The 17535-nt window shown below is 72.0% G+C and carries 10 protein-coding genes and 1 pseudogene; 8 read left to right on the forward strand and 3 right to left on the reverse strand.

Annotation, left to right across the window (positions count from 1 at the left end; genetic code table 11):
• Window positions 1–56 precede the first annotated feature (56 nt).
• Window positions 57–1760 (forward strand): ABC transporter ATP-binding protein, encoded by a 1704-nt coding sequence (locus ACFY1U_RS32130; RefSeq protein ID WP_390697640.1) that lies wholly within the window; start codon window positions 57–59, stop codon window positions 1758–1760.
• Between the two features lie 241 nt (window positions 1761–2001).
• On the opposite strand, the gene ACFY1U_RS32135 is transcribed toward ACFY1U_RS32130, so the two are convergent.
• Window positions 2002–3213, reverse strand: a complete 1212-nt coding sequence (locus ACFY1U_RS32135) for an RNA-guided endonuclease InsQ/TnpB family protein (protein ID WP_390697641.1) — start codon at window positions 3211–3213, stop codon at window positions 2002–2004.
• A 161-nt stretch (window positions 3214–3374) separates the two neighbouring features.
• On the opposite strand from ACFY1U_RS32135, the gene ACFY1U_RS32140 reads away from it, so the two are divergent.
• Entirely contained in the window at window positions 3375–5714 is a 2340-nt protein-coding gene (locus ACFY1U_RS32140; protein WP_390697642.1) for an ATP-binding cassette domain-containing protein, read from the forward strand.
• Here the strand turns inward: ACFY1U_RS32140 and ACFY1U_RS32145 are convergent.
• Window positions 5637–6161, reverse strand: a pseudogene (locus ACFY1U_RS32145) (LuxR C-terminal-related transcriptional regulator); the annotation flags it as partial. The gene ACFY1U_RS32140 and the pseudogene ACFY1U_RS32145 sit on opposite strands and share 78 nt — an antisense overlap.
• Window positions 6162–6493: 332 nt before the next feature.
• On the opposite strand from ACFY1U_RS32145, the gene ACFY1U_RS32150 reads away from it, so the two are divergent.
• Complete coding sequence (locus tag ACFY1U_RS32150) at window positions 6494–8638, forward strand: PP2C family protein-serine/threonine phosphatase (RefSeq protein ID WP_390697643.1); 2145 nt, start codon at window positions 6494–6496, stop codon at window positions 8636–8638.
• A 158-nt stretch (window positions 8639–8796) separates the two neighbouring features.
• Here the strand turns inward: ACFY1U_RS32150 and ACFY1U_RS32155 are convergent, their stop codons facing one another.
• Window positions 8797–10242: a S1 family peptidase gene (locus ACFY1U_RS32155; RefSeq protein WP_390697644.1), complete on the reverse strand. Its 1446-nt coding sequence runs from the start codon at window positions 10240–10242 to the stop codon at window positions 8797–8799.
• Window positions 10243–10431: 189 nt separating this feature from the next.
• On the opposite strand from ACFY1U_RS32155, the gene ACFY1U_RS32160 reads away from it, so the two are divergent.
• From ACFY1U_RS32160 to ACFY1U_RS32180, 5 genes are all read left to right on the forward strand, one after another.
• The gene (locus tag ACFY1U_RS32160; RefSeq protein WP_390697645.1) at window positions 10432–10845 is read left to right on the forward strand and encodes a PaaI family thioesterase; all 414 of its coding nucleotides are present in this window, start codon (window positions 10432–10434) and stop codon (window positions 10843–10845) included.
• A gap of 483 nt (window positions 10846–11328) precedes the next feature.
• On the forward strand, window positions 11329–11544 hold the full coding sequence (locus ACFY1U_RS32165; RefSeq protein ID WP_390697646.1) for a type A2 lantipeptide: 216 nt from the start codon (window positions 11329–11331) through the stop codon (window positions 11542–11544).
• Window positions 11545–11686: 142 nt separating this feature from the next.
• Window positions 11687–12493, forward strand: a complete 807-nt coding sequence (locus ACFY1U_RS32170) for an HlyD family efflux transporter periplasmic adaptor subunit (protein ID WP_390697648.1) — start codon at window positions 11687–11689, stop codon at window positions 12491–12493.
• Entirely contained in the window at window positions 12490–14712 is a 2223-nt protein-coding gene (locus tag ACFY1U_RS32175; protein ID WP_390697649.1) for an NHLP family bacteriocin export ABC transporter peptidase/permease/ATPase subunit, read from the forward strand. Before ACFY1U_RS32170 ends, ACFY1U_RS32175 begins: the two co-directional genes overlap by 4 nt.
• A gap of 1 nt (window position 14713) precedes the next feature.
• Complete coding sequence (locus tag ACFY1U_RS32180) at window positions 14714–17533, forward strand: NHLP bacteriocin export ABC transporter permease/ATPase subunit (RefSeq protein ID WP_390697650.1); 2820 nt, start codon at window positions 14714–14716, stop codon at window positions 17531–17533.
• Window positions 17534–17535 lie beyond the last annotated feature (2 nt).

The raw sequence follows: 17535 nt of genomic DNA on the forward strand, positions 1-17535 counted from the left end.
GAGGGGCCGCCCGGGGTCCTGCGCTCCCCCGACCCCGGATGCGAGGCCGCAGCCGTATGACGACTCGTGCCGACGCCGCGCCTTCCGCCGCGTTGCTGAACTCCGCCACCCGGCACAGCGGCGCGCGCTGCATCGCCCTCTGCCTGATGAGCACGGCGTCCACCACTGCCGGACTGCTGCTGCCGGCCGCGCTCGGCCGCACCCTCGACCTCCTCCTCGCCCACTCCCCGGCGACCCGCTGGGTGCTGTACTGCGCGGGGATCGTGCTGTTGCTGGCCCTGCTCGACGCCGGCGAGACCGTGCTGGGCGGCACCGTCGACGCCCGGACGACGGCGTGGCTGCGGCGACGACTGACGGGGCATGTGCTGGCCGTCGGCCCGCGCGCCGCCGCCCGCTTCGGGCCCGGCGACCTGGTCGCCCGCCTCGTCGGCAACGCGGCCCAGGCGGGGACGGCTCCGGCCGCCCGCGCCGCACTGCTCGCCGCGCTGGCCGGCCCCGTCGGGGGCATGGTGGCGCTCGGTCTGATCGACCCGTGGCTGGCGGCCGTGTTCCTGGCCGGAGGACCGCTCCTGACGCTCCTCCTGCGCGCCTTCGCCCGGGACACGACACGCTGCGTGGCGGACTACCAGCAGGTGCAGGGGCGGATCGCGGGCGCGCTGGCGGAGGCGGTGGCCGGCCACCGCACCGTCGAGGCGGCGGGTACGGCGGACAAGGAGGCGGCTCGGGTCCTGCGGCCCCTGCCCGACCTGTCCCGCGCGGGCCATCGCATGTGGCGGGTGCAGGGGCGGGCCGCGGCGCAGGCGAGTGCCGTGGCGCCGCTGCTGCAGCTGGGCGTCGTAGCCGTGGCCGGACTGCTCCTCACCCGGCACCGGCTGTCGGTCGGCGAGGTGCTCGCGGCCTCCCGGTACGCGGTCCTCGCGACCGGCGTCGGCGTGCTGGTCGGCCGGTTCGCGAGCCTGGCCCGGGCCAAGGCGGCGGCCGGGCGCCTCGACGAGGCACTGACGGAACCGACCATGACATACGGCCACCGCCAACTGCCGCCCGGTCCGGGTCGCTTGGAACTGCGCGGCGTGACGGCGCGGCGCGGCGACCGTACCGTTCTCGACGGCGTCGACCTCGTCGTCCCCGGCGGCACGACACTCGCCCTGGTCGGCCGTTCCGGCACGGGCAAGTCGCTGCTCGCCGCACTCGCCGGCCGGCTGGCCGAGCCGGAGGCGGGAGAGATCCTGCTCGACGGCGTCCCCCTGCGCGACCTGACCCACAAGGACCTTCGCGGGGCGATCGGTTACGCCTTCGAACGCCCTGCCCTCCTGGGCACCACCATCGAGGACGCGCTGACGCTCGGCCTGCAGCGCCCCTCCCCCGCACGCATCCGCGGGGCCACCCGCCTGGCCCGTGCCGACGACTACGTGCACCGCCTGCCGAACGGCTACGCCACCGCGTGCGCCGACGCACCCCGTTCCGGCGGGGAGTCCCAACGCCTGGGCCTGGCCCGGGCCTTCGCCCACGACGGCCGCCTGCTCATCCTCGACGACGCCCTCTCCAGCCTCGACACGGTGACGGAGGCACAGATCGCCGAGTCCCTGACCCGGGGCGCGTCCGGCACCCGGCTCCTCATCGCCCACCGGGCGGCCACGGCGGCGCGCGCGGATGCGGTGGCGTGGCTGGACGGGGGGCGGGTACGGGCGGTGGGCACGCATGCGGAGTTGTGGCGGATGGCCGGGTATCGGGCGGTGTTCGGGGACGGGGGGCGGCCTTGAACGGCGAGGGCGCCTGGCGTGGTCGGGAGTGTCGGCAGAGCGAAGCGCGAGTGGCCGGGCCTCGACGGACCGCCGGCTGCCCGGCAGGGCTCGGTGAGGAGGCGTGAACCCGACAGGAAGGGGCCGGGCGGCACGGTCCCCGTGTGCTGAGGGGCGAAGGTCCAGCGTCGATCGAGTACATCGGGCGGCGGCCTCCGGATGGTGGCCGGAGATGGAGCGCCCGTTTGACTTCCTCCCCCACCTAAAGGCGGGGGATTCCAGCGGTCGCCCGCTGGGGTTCCTGCTTCACCGACGACCGCCCCGTCCGGGAGGACTCCCGTTGAGGTCTTACACCGTCTCCACAGGCAGACACCGCCAGCCCGGCGGCCAGGATATTGCGCGCCGCGTTCACGTCGCGGTCATGCACCACGCCGCAGTGCTCGCACGTCCACTCACGGACATTCAAAGGCAGCTTCCCGCCGACCGTGCCGCAGGCCCCGCACAGCTTGGAGCTGGGGAAGAAGCGGTCGATCACGACGAGGTCGCGCCCGTACCAGACGCACTTGTACTCCAGCATGGAGCGCAGGTCCGTCCAGGCCGCATCCGAGATGGCGCGCGCCAGGCGCCCGTTCTTGAGCAGGTTGCGGACGGTGAGGTCCTCGATCACGACCACTTGGTTCTCGTGGACGAGACGCGAGGTCAGCTTGTGCAGGAAGTCGCGGCGCCGGTCGGCGATCCGCGCGTGGATGCGGGCAACCTTCCTGCGGGCCTTGGCCCGGTTCGCAGAGCCCTTGACCTTGCGCGACAGCTCCCGCTGGGCGCGGGTCAGGCGGGCCCGGTCCTGGCGTTCGTGCCGCGGGTTGGTGATCTTCTCCCCGGTGGACAGGGTCACCAGCGAGGTGATCCCGGCGTCCAGGCCGACCGTGTTCGTGGTGGCGAGCGCGGGCGTGATGGTGTCCTCGCACAGCAGGGACACGAACCAGCGGCCCGCCGCATCCCGGGAGACTGTCACCGTGGTCGGTACCGCACCCTGCGGCAGGGGGCGCGACCAGCGGATGTCCAAAGGCTGCGCCATCTTCGCCAGAGTCAGCTTCCCCTCGCGCCAGGTGAAGGCGCTGCGGGTGTACTCGGCCGACGCACGGGACTTCTTCCGGCTCTTGAACCGGGGGTACTTCGCCCGCTTGGCGAAGAAGTGGGCGAACGCGGTCTGCAGATGGCGCAGCGCCTGCTGCAGCGGAACGGAGGACACCTCCGTCAGGAAGGCCAGCTCCTCGGTCTTCTTCCACTGCGTCAGCGCGGCGGAGGACTGCACGTAGGAGATGCGGCGCTGCTCGCCGTACCAGGCCCGGGTCCGCTCCTCCAACGCCTTGTTGTACACCAGGCGGACACAGCCGAACGTACGCGACAGCTCCGCCGCCTGCTCGCCCGTGGGGTAGAAGCGGTACCTGAACGCCCGCTTGACCTGCCGCGCCATACCTCACAATCTATCAACTCCCTTGCGAGCGGCGGGGGTCGGCCAGCTGCCGGCGAACGCCGCTCCGCCCTGGCGGCGAACTGGCTCTTCCTGCCCTGCTCCGCAGGAACTTCGTTTCCTCACCCGGCTGAAGTCGGGGGTATCCACGAAGGAGAGACCCGATGAATGGCCGGGGTGGCGCGCAGCACGGCAGCGGGATCCTTGTGCGTGGGCTTCGTTTCCTGAGGGGGCGGTGGCGGGTCGTGGTGCGGCTCGGCGGGTGGTCCGTGCTGGAGACGGGGCAGACCTTTGTCACCGGATACGCCCCGGCGCGCGCACTCGACGCGGGGTTCCTGGCCGGGCGGGCCGAGATCGGGCTGGCCTGGCTCGGCGTGGCCGGGCTCGGTGTCGTCGTGGGGGCGTACGGGACCGGACGGGTCTACGCGGCCGTCGCCGCGCTGGTCGAGCCCCTGCGGGACCGGCTGGTCGAGCGGGTGGTCGCGCGCGGGGTCCGGAAGGCCGACGGCGGGGCGCTGTCGGGGCTGACGCAGCAGGTGGAGATCGCGCGGGACACCTTTGCCGGGCTCGTCATGGTGTCGCGCTCGTTCGTGTTCACCGCGGTGGGGGCGTTCGTCGGGCTGTGCTCGCTCGCCCCGCTGCTCCTGCTGGTCGTGGGGCCGCCGCTGCTGGCCGGAGTGGCCCTGTTCGCGGCGTCGCTGCGGCCGTTGGCCCGCCGGCAGGAGGCGTTCCTCGTCGCCGACGAGGCCCTGGCCGACCGCCTGGGTGCCGTCTGCCCGGGGCTGCGGGACATCACGGCCACCGGCGCCGAGGAACGGATCGCCGCCGACACGGGGGAACTCGTCGACGCCGAACTGCGGGCCGCCCGCTCCCTCGCCCGCTGGGGCGTCCTGCGCATCGCGTCGCTCGCCGTCGGCGGCCAGCTCCCGATCGTGCTGCTGCTCGCCGCCGCCCCCTGGCTCCTGTCCCGGGGTGTCACCACAGGCGCCCTGGTCGGCGCCCTCGCCTACATCACCCAGTCCCTCCTCCCGGCCCTCGGCAACCTGGTCCACGGCCTCGGCACGAGCGGCTCCCGCCTGACGGTGGTCCTACGACGGCTGGCCCCGCCCCACAGGGCCGGCACCGACCCTCCGCACCCGGTACGAACCGCAACAGACAGCCACGACGGCCCCCGCCCATCGCCCTTGCCCCTGCCAACACCCACCGACCAGCGAAGCCCCTCCACGCCCCCCGACGACCGGGCTCCGCAGAGGCTGCCCGTGCTCGACGGCCACCAAGGCGAACCCCCGATCCCTGCCCGGCACGCTTCGCCATGCTCCGGCACCGCCCCAGCCGCCACCCCCGACGACCGCGCCCACAGGCCTGCCCCGCCCGAGAGGCAAGACCCTGCGCCCCACCAGACGACCCCCGCCGCAACAACCCCGGGCAGCCGGCCCCGCAAGACGCCTGCCTCAGCCGACGGCCAAGACGGTCACCGCACACCTGCCCCACACCGAGCGCCCCCCGACGACCCAGCCACCAGCCCAGCCACCCCCGGCGACCACTCCCACCGCCCGCCGCCGGCACCGGTCCGCCCAAGCAATCGCCCCACACCGGCCCCGCGACGCCCGTCGCCCGCCGACGCGCCCGCCACCCCCGCGCTCTCCCTCACCTCCGTCACCTTCGCCTACGGCCCCACCGCCACCCCCGTCATCGCAAACCTCGACCTCGTCCTTCCTCCCGGCTCCCACCTGGCCGTCGTCGGTCCCAGTGGGATCGGGAAGTCCACGCTCACCGCTCTGGTCGCGGGACTGCTGAAGCCGCGTCGCGGGACGATCCGGGTGGGTGGGGAACCGGTGCCGTCGGCGGCGGCCGCTCGGCGGCGGGTGCTCATTCCGCAGGAGGCGTACGTGTTCACCGGGACCGTCGCCGACAATCTCGCCCATTTCCGGGAGGGTCCCGTGCCGGAGGCGGAGCTGCTCGCGGCGGCCGACGCCGTCGGGCTCGGCCCGCTGGTCGACGCGCTCGGCGGGCCCGGCGCCCAGATCGACCCCGCGGCGCTCTCCGCGGGCGAACGGCAGCTGATCGCGCTGGCCCGGGCCTATCTGTCGAACGCCCCGCTCGCCCTGCTCGACGAGGCGACCTGTCATCTGGATCCGCAGGCGGAGGAGCGCGCCGAGCGGGCGTTCGCGCAGCGGCCGGGCGGCACCCTCGTCGTGGTGGCCCACCGCATCAGCTCGGCGCGGCGGGCGGATCGCGTGCTGGTCATGGACGGGCGGGGCACCGCCTGCGGAACCCACGACGAGCTGCTGGAGACCTCGCCGCTGTACCGCGAGCTGGTCGGAAGCTGGACGCCCGCGCCGTCACAGCCAGCCCTCCCCCTGCGAGATACGGATCGCGTCGATGCGGTTGCGAGCCCCGGTCTTGCGGGTGATGGCCGCCATGTAGTTGCGCACGGTCCCGTGGGACAGGTGAAGGCTCCCGGCGATCTCCGCGACGGACGCACCCTCGGCGGCCAGGGATAACACGCTCAGCTCCCGCCGGGTCAGCGGCATCTCGGCGGCCTTGAGGAACCCGAAGCCCAACGAGTCGCTGATGAAACGTTCCCCCTGGGCGACCCGCCGGATCCCGTGCACGAGGTGTTCCGGCGAGGCCTCCTTGTCGACGTAACCGAGCGCCCCCGCCTCGATCGCCCGTTTCAGCAGGCCCGGCCTGTTCGCACTGGCAAGCACGAGAAGTCTCGGTGGTACCCCGTCCGGGCCGCGCGAGCGCAGCTCGCCGAGCGGCGGGATGCCGCACGTGTCCGCGCACTCCAGATCCGCCGCGCAGACGTCGGGCCGCAGGGACCTCACCCGGCCGGGTGCGCCGCGCCACGGCGTGTCCTCCACTGCGAGGTCGGGTTCCCGGCGCAGCCAGTCCGCCAGCACCGATCGCACCAGACACTCGTCATGCACCAGAAGTACCCGGATCACTGCCGCCCCTCAGCATTCCGTCATTCCGTCTGCGGTCGCATTGGTGTTGAACGCGTGCCCATTGTTGGCGCCCGCGACCGTTCATGGGCGCGAAGAACCGGCCAACAGGGGGCGCGGGGGCGCACGCGCGGCGCCCGCACACCGCCCCGCGCATCAACTCAGGAGGCATGCACCGGGGGCAAGGGGGTACGCGAGCCTTCTTCACCGAGCCGGGGACCGTCGTGTGCCCGTACTCGGGCCGGTCGGCGCCGTCCGGCCACCGCTCGCCGTGCGCGACCGGCCGCCAGGGGGCAGATTGATCCCTGGGCCCCGTCGCCCGGCCGTGCGAGGAGGTGGTCGGCGTGTCCGACGGGCAGACGTCCGCGCAGGCGCCGGCGGCCGCCAGGACGCGGGTGGGCCGGCCGCTGCTGTCCCTGGCGCTGGCGTCGATGATGGACGAGGTCCACGCGCACTCCGGGGCGGTGTATCTGCTGTCGCCCGCCGAACCCGTGCTGGAGATGGCCGTGATGGCGGGCCTGCCCCGGGCCTTCGCAGCGCCCTGGGAGCGGGTGGGGCTGAGCGCGCCGATCCCGGTCGCGGACGCGCTGCGGGAGCGGCGGCTGGTGTGGGTGGGCGGCGAGGAGGAGATGGCGGCACGCTATCCGCGCATCGCCGTGGTGCTGCCCTATCCCTTCGCGCTGGCCGCGGTGCCGGTGGCGACCGGCACGACGGCGTACGGCGCGGTCTTCGTGACCTGGCCCGGCTCGCATCCGCCCGAGCTGTCCGACCGGGAGCGGGACCATCTGACCGCGGCCTGCGACCGACTGGCTAAGCGGCTGGAGCGGGCCCTCGAGGAGAGCCGGCAGCTGCTGCCCGAGCCCGATCTGCTCGGTGGACCGCCGGCGGGCAGCCTGGCCGGCACCCTCGGCACGGTGGAGGCGGCGCGGATGGTGGCACGGCTGCCGTACGGGCTGTGCTCGCTGGATCTGCACGGCCGGGTCGCCTTCGCCAACGCGGCGGCGGCCGAACTGATCGGTCTCCCGGTCAGCAAGCTGCTGGGCACGCAGCTGTGGGCGTCGGTGCCCTGGCTCAACGACCCCGTCTACGAGGACCGCTACCGGGCCGCGCTGATCAGCCAGCAGACGACCTCGTTCGTGGCGCTGCGCCCGCCCGGGGACTGGATGTCCTTCCGGATGTATCCCAGTACGACCGGGCTCAGCGTCCGCGTCACCCGCGCGCGGGCGGTGGCGGAGATGAAACGGGCCGGGCCGCAGCCCGGTGACGCCCCCTCCCGGCTGGTCACCATCTCCCAGGTGCTGACGCTGGCCGGTGCGCTGACCGAGGCGGTCGGCGTGCAGGACGTGGTGCAGCTGGTCGCGGACGAGGTCGTACCGGCCGTGGGCAGCCAGGCGCTGGTGGTCCTCGGCTCCCGGGCGGGGCGGCTGCATGTGCTCGGGCACCGCGGATATCCGGACGCGCAGGTCGTGGAGCGGTTCGACGGGCTGCCGCTGACCGAGCGCACGCCGGGCACGCACGCCCTGAACACCGGGGTGCCGGCGTTCTTCGACTCCCGGGAGGAGCTGGAGCGCCTGTATCCCTCGCGGCGGGCCACCCCGGGCGGCTTCGCAGCCTGGGCCTATCTGCCGTTGATCGCGTCAGGACGCCCGGTGGGCACCTGTGTGCTCGCCTACGCCGAGCCGCATCCGTTCCCCGCGGACGAGCGCGCGGTGCTGACGAGCCTCAGCGGCCTGATCGCGCAGGCCCTGGAGCGTGCCCTGCTCTACGACGCCAAGAACCAGCTGGCGCACGGCCTGCAGGCGGCTCTGCTGCCGCACTCACTGCCGCCGCTGGCCGGCATCGACTCGGCCTCCCGCTATCTGCCCGCCACGCACGGCATGGAGATCGGCGGCGACTTCTACGACCTGGTGCCGACACGGGGCGGGGCGGCGGCGGTGATCGGGGACGTCCAGGGGCACAACGTGACCGCGGCAGGGCTGATGGGGCAGATCCGCACCGCCGTGCGCGCCTACACGACCGTGGGCCAGGCGCCCGAGGAGGTCATGGGCAGCACCAACCGGCTGCTGATCGATCTCGGCGCGGATCTGTTCGCCAGCTGTCTGTATCTACGGCTCGACCCCGCGCGCGGGCGGGCCGTGATGGCCCGGGCGGGTCATCCGCCGCCGCTGCTGCGCCGCCCCGACGGACGGGTGCGGGTACTCGACCTGGCCGGTGGCCCGCTGCTCGGCATCGACGGCTCGGCCGGCTACCCGACGACGCAGGTCGACCTTGCTCCCGGTTCCGTGCTGGCCCTCTACACGGACGGGTTGATCGAATCGCCCGGCGTGGACATCGAGGACGCGCTCGCCGGCCTCGGTGAACGCCTCAACGAGGCGGGCGAGTTGCCCCTGGACGAGCTCGCCGACCATCTCGTACGGCACAGCACGGCCGCACGCGAACGGCTCGACGACGTGGCGCTGTTGCTGCTGCGGGCCCGTTGAGTAGGTCTGCGCGGGCGCTGACACGACGCGGTCCGGCCCTCCCGCCGGAGGGCCGGACCGTCCACCGTCGACCGGAACCACACTGGAGGCCGATCAGTGGGTCTCCATCAGGGGGTCCCGCGCTCGATGAGTGCGCTCGCTCGGTGAGCGGGACTCACTCACTGGGACCCGTTGAGGGACGACGAACCGTCGCCCGTACCGGTGCCGCTCTGGTCCCCCGCACCGGTGCCGGACTGGTCACCCGCACCGGCACCGGACTGGTCGCCGACGCCGTTCCCGGACTGGTCACCGGCCCCGGTCCCGTCGCTGGCCGTCGCGGACGGGTCGGCGGTGCCCACCTGGTCGCCGCCGCCGACCGCGTCGCCGCCGCCGGCCTGGTCGCCGGCCGAGGCGGAGGCGGACGGGTCGGCGGTGCCTGCCTGGTCACCCGCGCCCGCACCGGCACCCGCACCCGCGCCGCCGTCGCCCAGCGTCGCGCCCGTGGCCTGCAGGGCCGCGGTCACCGGCTGGAAGAACGTCTCGCCGCCGGCGGTGCAGTCGCCGGAGCCGCCGGAGGTCAGGCCGACCGCGCTGCCGTCCTGCGTGAACAGGGAGCCGCCGCTGTCGCCGGCCTCGGCGCAGACGTTGGTCTGAATGAGGCCGTTGACGGTGTCGGTGCCGCCCGGGACGGTCTCGCTCGCGAAGTTCACGGTGGCGTCGAGGCCGGTGACCTGGCCGTTGTGCAGGCCGGTCGTGCTGCCCATCCGGAAGACCGTCTCGCCCACGGTGGCGTCCGCGGCCTTCGTGATCTGGACGGTCTGGCCGTTGCCCGCGTTGACCTCGCTGGGCGCCTGGGTGCCGGCGTCGTCGTACTTGACCAGGGAGAAGTCGCTGCCCGGGAACGTGGCCTGGTCGACGGTGGCAATCGGCTGGCCGTTCTGGGAGTCGGACCACTGCTTGGCCGCTACTCCGCAGTGACCGGCGGTCAGGAAGGCAGGACTGCCGTCGCTGGCCGTGACGTTGAAGCCGAGAGAGCACCGGACCCCGCCCTGGGCGGTCTGGGCGAAGATGGCGTCACCGCCCGACACCTTCGTCTTGAAGGTGCCGGAGGACTTCTTCACGGTGGCCATGTCGGCGCCGAGGCTCTTGACCGTCGAGGTCAGTCTGTCCCACTTGGCGCCGGTGACCGTGGAGTCGGCGGTGACGGCCAGCTTGTTGGTCTTCGGGTCGATCGCCCAGGCGGTGCCCGGGATCGTCGCCTTGGCCTTCAGGGTCTGTGCGCCGGCCTTCAGCGCGGCGAGGCTGTTCTTGACCTCGCGGACCTTCGCGCCCGCCTCTTCCGCCTGGACGACCACGTTGTTCTTGTCGCCGGATATGACGTTGACGGTCAGCTGCTGCGTGCCCGAGTCGTAGTACGAACCGGCGAAGGCGTCACCGAGCAGGTTCTGGAGCTGCGAGGCGAGATTCGAGGCGTCCGTCGCCTTCAGGGTCTTGGGGGCGGCGGTGGTCGACGCCCCGTCCTGCGACGCGTTGGCGTGCGGCAGCAGGATGGCGGCTGCGCCGAGCGCCGCGACGCTGCCTGCCGCGATCGCGGCCTTGCGCTTCGGAATTCGCTTGTGACTCAAACTTCTCGACCTCCTGGGGGACCGGAGTCTGTGCCGCCGTACGGCAGCTGTTCTGTTCGGGCGCCTGGATGGCTGTTGGTACGCACGGGTCACACGGTGCGTTCAATTCCGTTTGCCAACTTGCTTTGCACAACGCCGAATCGGCCATGACCCGCGTCTGACGAACCCGCGCGGGGAACAATCGCCCATATGACGATGACCACCGCCGAAGCGGACAAGATCCTCTCCGCCAACTTCGCCCCTTGGGTCCTCGAGCTGGGCCTGACGGTCGAGGCGCTCGCCGACGACCGGGCGACGCTGCGACTTCCCTGGTCGGACCGGCTGGCCCGGGAGGGCGGCGGGCTGTCGGGGCAGGCGCTGATGGCCGCCGCCGACACGGCCACCGTGATCGCCGTGTCGGCCGCTCGCGGGGCCTACGGACCGATGACGACGGTGCAGCAGTCGACGTCGTTCCAGCGCGCGGTGACCGGTTCGGATGTCTTGATCGAAGCGGTGCTCACCAAATTGGGGCGCCGTATGGCATTCGCGGACATCACGCTGACCGCCGAGGTCTCGGGTGAACTCGCGGCACGCGCCAGCACGGTCTACGCACTTCTCGGCTGAGTACTTCTCGGCCCGATTCCGGGCAGACACGTTCCGCAGTCGATCGACAACGGTCCGTTCAGAACTGCGATCTGAATCACAACTTCAGGGAATCTGCACATCCAATTCCCATCCGGGTCACCGGGTGCAGGGGATCTGCACACGCCGCCGACCTCCGACACGCCATTGGGACGGGAGTGTCGGATTCGTCGCGGAGAAGGCAAGCCTGCGAACGAACCGATGCCGTGACGCATGTGAAGAACTCGCCATCGAGCCGTGCGCAAGCCTGCACGGATGGGTGCCCCTGGGACTCAAGTTGCCTGGTGAGGCCGTTGGTTGATTGGAAGCGTGTGCCCGCAGCGTGCTTTGATCCATCGCACCGCAGGGGCCGCGAAGGGTCACCGGAAACGGAAGCCCGGCGCCTGCGGTCGCGGCCGTCGCTCTGTCCCCCAGAGGGGGGCCGCTCCCCCCTTGTGAAATATCCATACGAAGGGAAGTTCCATCATGAACTCCACCCCCCGTGTTGAGACCGTTGAGATCTCGGACGCCGAGCTCGACGCTGTTTCCGGCGGCCTGTCGATCAACGCTGTCAACTCCGTCACCGGTGCGCTGGACGGCATTGCTCCCGTTTCCAGCACGCTCGGCACGGCCATCGGCACCGTCGAGGGTGTGACCGGCCTGAACACCGCTCCGGTCACCAGCCTGGTCGCCGGTCTCTGATCGCGCCTTTTGTGATCGTCGAGTCCCGGAGTCGTAAGGCGACTCCGGGGCCTTCGGTTGCCGTAAAAGCCTCAGACAGGCTCTTGAACCAGCCGGCTCGTGCGAGCCGGTCCTCTCTCGTTTTCAGGTGAGGGAAAGTTCCGTGCAGTTCCGCCAGCAGGCCCTCGCCAAGCTCCAGTCGCCGGAGGAGCTCGATCTTCCGGTGCGTTTCGCCCGCCCCCAGGGCTGGCTCGTCCTGTCGGTGACGGTGGTCGCGATGGCGGCCGCCTCCGTGTGGGCGGTCACCGGCTCGGTGACCTCCACGGTGAGTGCTCCCGCGATCCTCACGCACGGTGAGGGCAGCTACATCCTGCAGAGCCCGGTCGCGGGCCAGGTCACGGCGGTGCTCGCCCAGCAGGGCGAGCGGCTGCCGACCGGCTCGCCGGTCCTGAAGGTCCGTACGGCCCAGGGCGACAGCGTCGTCCGCACCGTCGCCGCGGGACGGATCACCGGGCTGGCCGCGACCATCGGGCAGATCATCCAGACCGGCGCGAACGTCGCCGCCGTGGAGAAGGTCGCGCACGCCGGCGATCCGCTGTACGCCACGGTGTACGTGCCCGCCGAGAACGCGGCCTCCATCCCCGCGGACGCCGCCGTGGACCTGACCGTCTCCTCGGTGCCGACCCAGACGTACGGCGTGCTGCGCGGTCATGTGAAGTCGGTGGACCGCTCCGCGCAGTCGGCCCAGGAGATCGCCGCGTTCCTCGGGGACAGCCAGCTGGGCGAGCAGTTCACCAAGAAGGGCCGCCCGGTGGCCGTACTGGTCAGGCTCGACAAGTCGTCGAGCACCAAGAGCGGCTACCAGTGGTCGTCGAAGGACGGGCCGCCGTTCGACCTCACCTCCATGACCCTGGCCTCGGGCTCGATCCGGCTGGCCGATCAGCGTCCCGTCGATTGGCTGCTGCCGTGAGCACCGCACAGGAGACGCGGAGCAGGCGCCGTGCCGCTCCGCCCAAGCGTCCCGTCCCCAAGGGCAGGGTGAAGACCGTCCGCACACCGACGGTCCTGCAGATGGAGGCCGTGGAGTGCGGCGCCGCCTCCCTCGCGATGGTGCTCGGCCACTACGGAAAGCACGTTCCGCTGGAGGAGCTGCGCATCGCCTGCGGTGTCTCCCGCGACGGCTCGCGCGCCAGCAACCTGCTGAAGGCGGCCCGCAGTTACGGCCTGACGGCCAAAGGCATGCAGATGGACACGGCCGCTCTCGCCGAGGTCAAGACGCCGGCCGTCCTGTTCTGGGAGTTCAACCACTACGTCGTCTACGACGGCATGGGGCGCCGCTTCGGCCGTCGCGGGGTCTACATCAACGACCCCGGCAAGGGCCGCCGTTTTGTGCCGATGGAGGACTTCGACGGCAGTTTCACCGGGGTCGTCCTGGTCATGGAGCCCGGCGAGGGCTTCAGCAAGGGCGGCCGCAAGCCCGGGATCCTGGGCGCGATGCCGGCCCGGTTGCGCGGCACCGCGGGCACCATGCCCGCCGCGGTGCTGGCGAGCCTGCTGCTGGTCGCGGTCGGCGCGGCGGTGCCCGCGCTCAGCCGGACGTACATCGACGAGTTCCTGATCGGCCAGAAGACCTCGCTGCTGGGGGTGCTGTTCGCGTCGATGGGCGCGTCCGTGCTGCTCACGGTGGTGCTGACGTGGCTGCAGCAGGCGAATCTGCTGCGCGGCCGCATCATCTCCTCGACCCTCTCCAGCGCCCGTTTCCTGCGGCATCTGCTGCGGCTGCCGGTGACGTTCTTCGCCCAGCGCAGCCCGGCCGACCTGGTGCAGCGGCTGCAGTCCAACGACCAGGTGGCCGAGACCCTGGCCCGCGACCTGGCGGCGGCGGGCGTGGACGCGGTGGTCGTGGTTCTCTACGCCGTCCTGCTCTACACGTACGACCCGCAGCTGACCTTCCTCGGCATCGGTGTCGCGCTGCTGAACATCGTCGCCATGCGGGTCGTGATCCGGCTGCGCGCCACCCGGACGGCGAAGCTGCGCGCCGACAGCGCCCGGCTCACCAACACCGCCTACACCGGTCTGCAGCTGATCGAGACGATGAAGGCGACCGGCGGCGAGGACGGCTACTTCCGCAAGTGGGCCGGGCAGCACGCCACCACCCTGGAGGAGCAGCAGCGGCTCGGTGTGCCGAGCGCCTGGCTGGGCGTGGTCGCGCCGACGCTGGCCTCGCTGAACAGCGCGCTGATCCTGTGGATCGGCGGCATGCGCGCGGTCGAGGGCGGCATCTCGGTCGGTCTGCTGGTCGCCTTCCAGGCCCTGGTCACCCGCTTCACCGCGCCGATCACCCGGCTGAACGGCGTCGCGGGCCGCATCCAGGACTTCGCCGCCGACGTGGCCCGCCTCAAGGACGTCGAGAACTTCCAGGCCGACCCGCTCTACGGCCGCCCCGGCGCCGGCGACTCCACCCGCCGGCTGCACGGCCACGTCGAGCTGCAGAACATCACCTTCGGCTACAACCCGCTCGACAAGCCCCTGCTCACCGGCTTCGACCTGACCGTCGGCCCCGGCCAGCAGGTCGCCCTGGTCGGCGGTTCGGGAAGCGGCAAGTCCACGGTCTCCCGCCTGATCTCGGGCCTGTACACCCCCTGGGAGGGCGTGATCCGCATCGACGGACAGCGCCTGGACGACATCCCGCGCGGCGCGCTCGCCGCCTCGGTCTCCTTCGTGGACCAGGAGGTCTTCCTGTTCGAGGGGTCGGTGCGCGACAACGTGGCGCTGTGGGACCCGTCGATCCCGGACGACGCGGTCGTCGACGCGCTGCGCGACGCCGCGCTCTACGACGTCGTGACGCGCAGGCCGGGCGGCATCCACAGCAAGGTGGAGCAGGACGGCCGCAACTTCTCCGGCGGTCAGCGCCAGCGCCTGGAGATCGCCCGGGCGCTGGTGCGCCGCCCCAGCATCCTGGTCCTCGACGAGGTCACCAGCGCCCTGGACGCGGAGACCGAGCAGGTCGTGATGGACAACCTGCGCAGGCGCGGCTGCGCCTGCGTGGTGATCGCGCACCGGCTCAGCACGGTGCGCGACAGCGACGAGATCGTCGTACTGCAGCACGGCACGATCGTGGAACGCGGGCGGCACGAGGACCTGGTGACGCGCGGCGGCGCGTACGCGGCGCTGGTCAGGGAGCGATGAGATGACGACCGCACACGAAGGCGACCTGGTTCTCGGCGCCCTCGGCTCCATGGGCACCTACGTCGACTGCTCGGGGCTGACCCGGCTCGATCTGGAGGGTCCGCAGGTGCTGTGGCTGGTCGCGGCCGGCAGCCTCGACCTGTTCGCGGTGGACGCCGTGCAGCAGGGCCACTGGCACCACCTCGGCCGGCTGGAGGCGGGCTCGCTGATCCTGGGCCCGGTCCCCGGCCCCCAGCACACCCTGGTCGCCCGCCCCCTGCGCGACTGCGTGGTGCACCGCATCGGCCTGCGCGAGCTGTACCAGACGGCCGACACCCAGACCTGGTCCTACGACGAGTACGGCAACGCCCAGTACGTGCCGCCGACGACCAGCCCCCTCGAATACGCCCTCGCCCTCGGCGTCGGCCGCAGCCTGTCCGTCCTCTTCCAGGCACCGATGGCGACCGAGGGGTCGGCCGCCGAGGTGACCGACGAGGACGTGTTCTGGATGCAGGTGCCGCCCGGCAGCGTCCAGTACGGCTCGCTCTACGGTGCCGAGGCCGCCGCCGACCTGCTGATGGACCCGGCGGTCTGGCAGAGCATGGTCGACCAGCAGTACCGCCTGCTCACCACGCTGGACCGGTGGATCGAGCAGCTGGAGCGCACCCACGAGACCCGGACGGCCGCCGGCATCAAGGCCGGTGAGGCGGTCCGCGCCCAGGCCGACCGCACGCTGCTGGCCTCGATCGGCAAGTCGTCCGGCAAGCGCACGACGGCCGCCGATGCGGACGCCTCGTACGCGGCGTGCAAGCTGGTCGCCGAGGCGGCCGGGATCCAGCTCGCCGAACCCGCGCAGAGCGGCACCGAGAGCGAGCGCCTGGACCCGGTGGAGCTGGTGGCGATCGCCTCCCGCGTCCGCACCCGGGCGGTACGCCTGGACGGCCGCTGGTGGCGGGACAACATCGGCCCGCTGGTGGGGCACCGGGCCCTGTCGGGTGCGCCGGTCGCGCTGCTGTGGCGGCGCGGCGGCTATGTCGCCGTCCATCCGGCGACCGGACGTGAGACGCCGATCGAGAAGGACAACGCGGAGGAGTTCGAGCCGCGCGCGGTGATGTTCTACCGCCCGCTGCCCGAACGCACGCTGAGCCCCTTGCGGCTGCTGCGGTTCAGCATGCGCGGCACCGGCGGCGACCTGACCAACCTGCTGCTGAGTGGTCTGGTGACGGTGGCGATCGGCGCGCTGGTGCCCATCGCGACCGGCAAGGTGCTGGGCGAGTTCGTCCCGAAGGCGCAAACGGGGCTGATCGCGCAGGTGTGTCTGGCCGTGATGCTCACCAGCATCGTGGCGGCGGCCTTCATGCTGCTGGAGAACCTGACCATCCTCCGTCTGGAGGGCCGGATCGAGGCCACGCTCCAGCCGGCCGTCTGGGACCGGCTGCTCAGGCTCCCGACGAAGTTCTTCACCGAGCGCTCGACCGGTGAGCTGGCCAGCGCGGCCATGGGCATCAGCTCGATCCGCCGCATGATGGCCGGGCTCGGGCCCGTCATCGCCCAGTCGGTGACCGTCGGCGCGATGAATCTGGGGCTGCTGTTCTGGTACAGCCCCTCCATGGCGCTGGCCGCGATCGGCATGCTCGTCGTCATCGCGGCCGTCTTCCTCGGGCTCGGCCTGTGGCAGGTGCGCTGGCAGCGCAAGCTGGTCGTGCTCAGCAACAAGCTGAACAACCAGGCCTTCCAGACCCTGCGCGGTCTGCCGAAGCTGCGGGTGGCGGCGGCCGAGAACTACGCGTATGCGGCCTGGGCCTCGGAGTTCGCGCAGAGCCGTGAACTGCAGCAGAAGGTCGGCCGCATCAAGAACCTCACCACGGTGATGGGCGCCGTCTATCTGCCGCTGTGCACGCTGCTGATGTTCATGCTGCTGGCAGGTCCGGCGCGCGGGGTGATGTCGGCGGCCGCGTTCCTGACCTTCAACACCTCGGTGACGATGGTGCTGACCTCCGTCACCCAGCTGACCAGCGCGTTCGTCTCGACCGTGGCCGCGCTGCCGCTGTTCGAGGAGATCAAGCCGGTGCTGGAGGCGACTCCGGAGGTACGCACGGCGAGCACCCGGCCGGGCCCGCTGTCCGGCGCGATCGAGGCCCGGCGGCTGTCCTTCCGCTACACGGACGACGGTCCGCTGGTCCTGGACGACGTGTCGTTCGAGATACGCCCCGGCGAGTTCGTGGCGATCGTCGGCCCCAGCGGCTGCGGCAAGTCGACGCTGCTCAGGCTGCTGATCGGCTTCGACAAACCGGTCTCGGGCAGTGTCCTGTACGACGGCCAGGACCTGGGGGCGCTCGACCAGTCGGCGGTGCGCCGGCAGTGCGGTGTGGTGCTGCAGCATGCGCAGCCCTTCACCGGTTCCATCCTGGACGTCATCTGCGGCACCGAGCCGTACACGCCGGAGGAGGCGATGGCCGCGGCCGAGCTGGCGGGGCTCGCCGAGGACATCAAGCGGATGCCGATGGGACTGCACACGATCGTCCAGGGCAGCGGCGCCGTCTCCGGCGGCCAGCGCCAACGCCTGATGATCGCTCAGGCGTTGATCCGCCGGCCGCGGATCCTCTTCTTCGACGAGGCCACCAGCGCCCTCGACAACGAGACGCAGCGCACGGTGATCGAGTCGACCAAGGCGCTCAACGCCACCCGCGTCGTCATCGCGCACCGACTGTCCACGGTCCTGGACGCGGACCGCGTGATCGTGATGGAGGACGGCAAGGTCGCCCAGCAGGGCCCGCCCGCGCAGCTGCTCGCGGACATGGGCGGGCGGCTGCACGAGCTGGTGCGGCGGCAGATGGCGTGAGA

Source organism: Streptomyces sp. NPDC001351, assembly GCF_042896045.1.
Classification (GTDB): domain Bacteria; phylum Actinomycetota; class Actinomycetes; order Streptomycetales; family Streptomycetaceae; genus Streptomyces.

Bases quoted from the DNA above. Each gene is read 5' to 3' on its own strand.
- ACFY1U_RS32130 (WP_390697640.1), top strand. From the start codon at position 57: ATGACGACTCGTGCCGACGCCGCGCCTTCCGCCGCGTTGCTGAACTCC.
- ACFY1U_RS32135 (WP_390697641.1), bottom strand. From the start codon at position 3,213: ATGGCGCGGCAGGTCAAGCGGGCGTTCAGGTACCGCTTCTACCCCACG.
- ACFY1U_RS32140 (WP_390697642.1), top strand. From the start codon at position 3,375: ATGAATGGCCGGGGTGGCGCGCAGCACGGCAGCGGGATCCTTGTGCGT.
- ACFY1U_RS32160 (WP_390697645.1), top strand. From the start codon at position 10,432: ATGACGATGACCACCGCCGAAGCGGACAAGATCCTCTCCGCCAACTTC.
- ACFY1U_RS32165 (WP_390697646.1), top strand. From the start codon at position 11,329: ATGAACTCCACCCCCCGTGTTGAGACCGTTGAGATCTCGGACGCCGAG.
- ACFY1U_RS32180 (WP_390697650.1), top strand. From the start codon at position 14,714: ATGACGACCGCACACGAAGGCGACCTGGTTCTCGGCGCCCTCGGCTCC.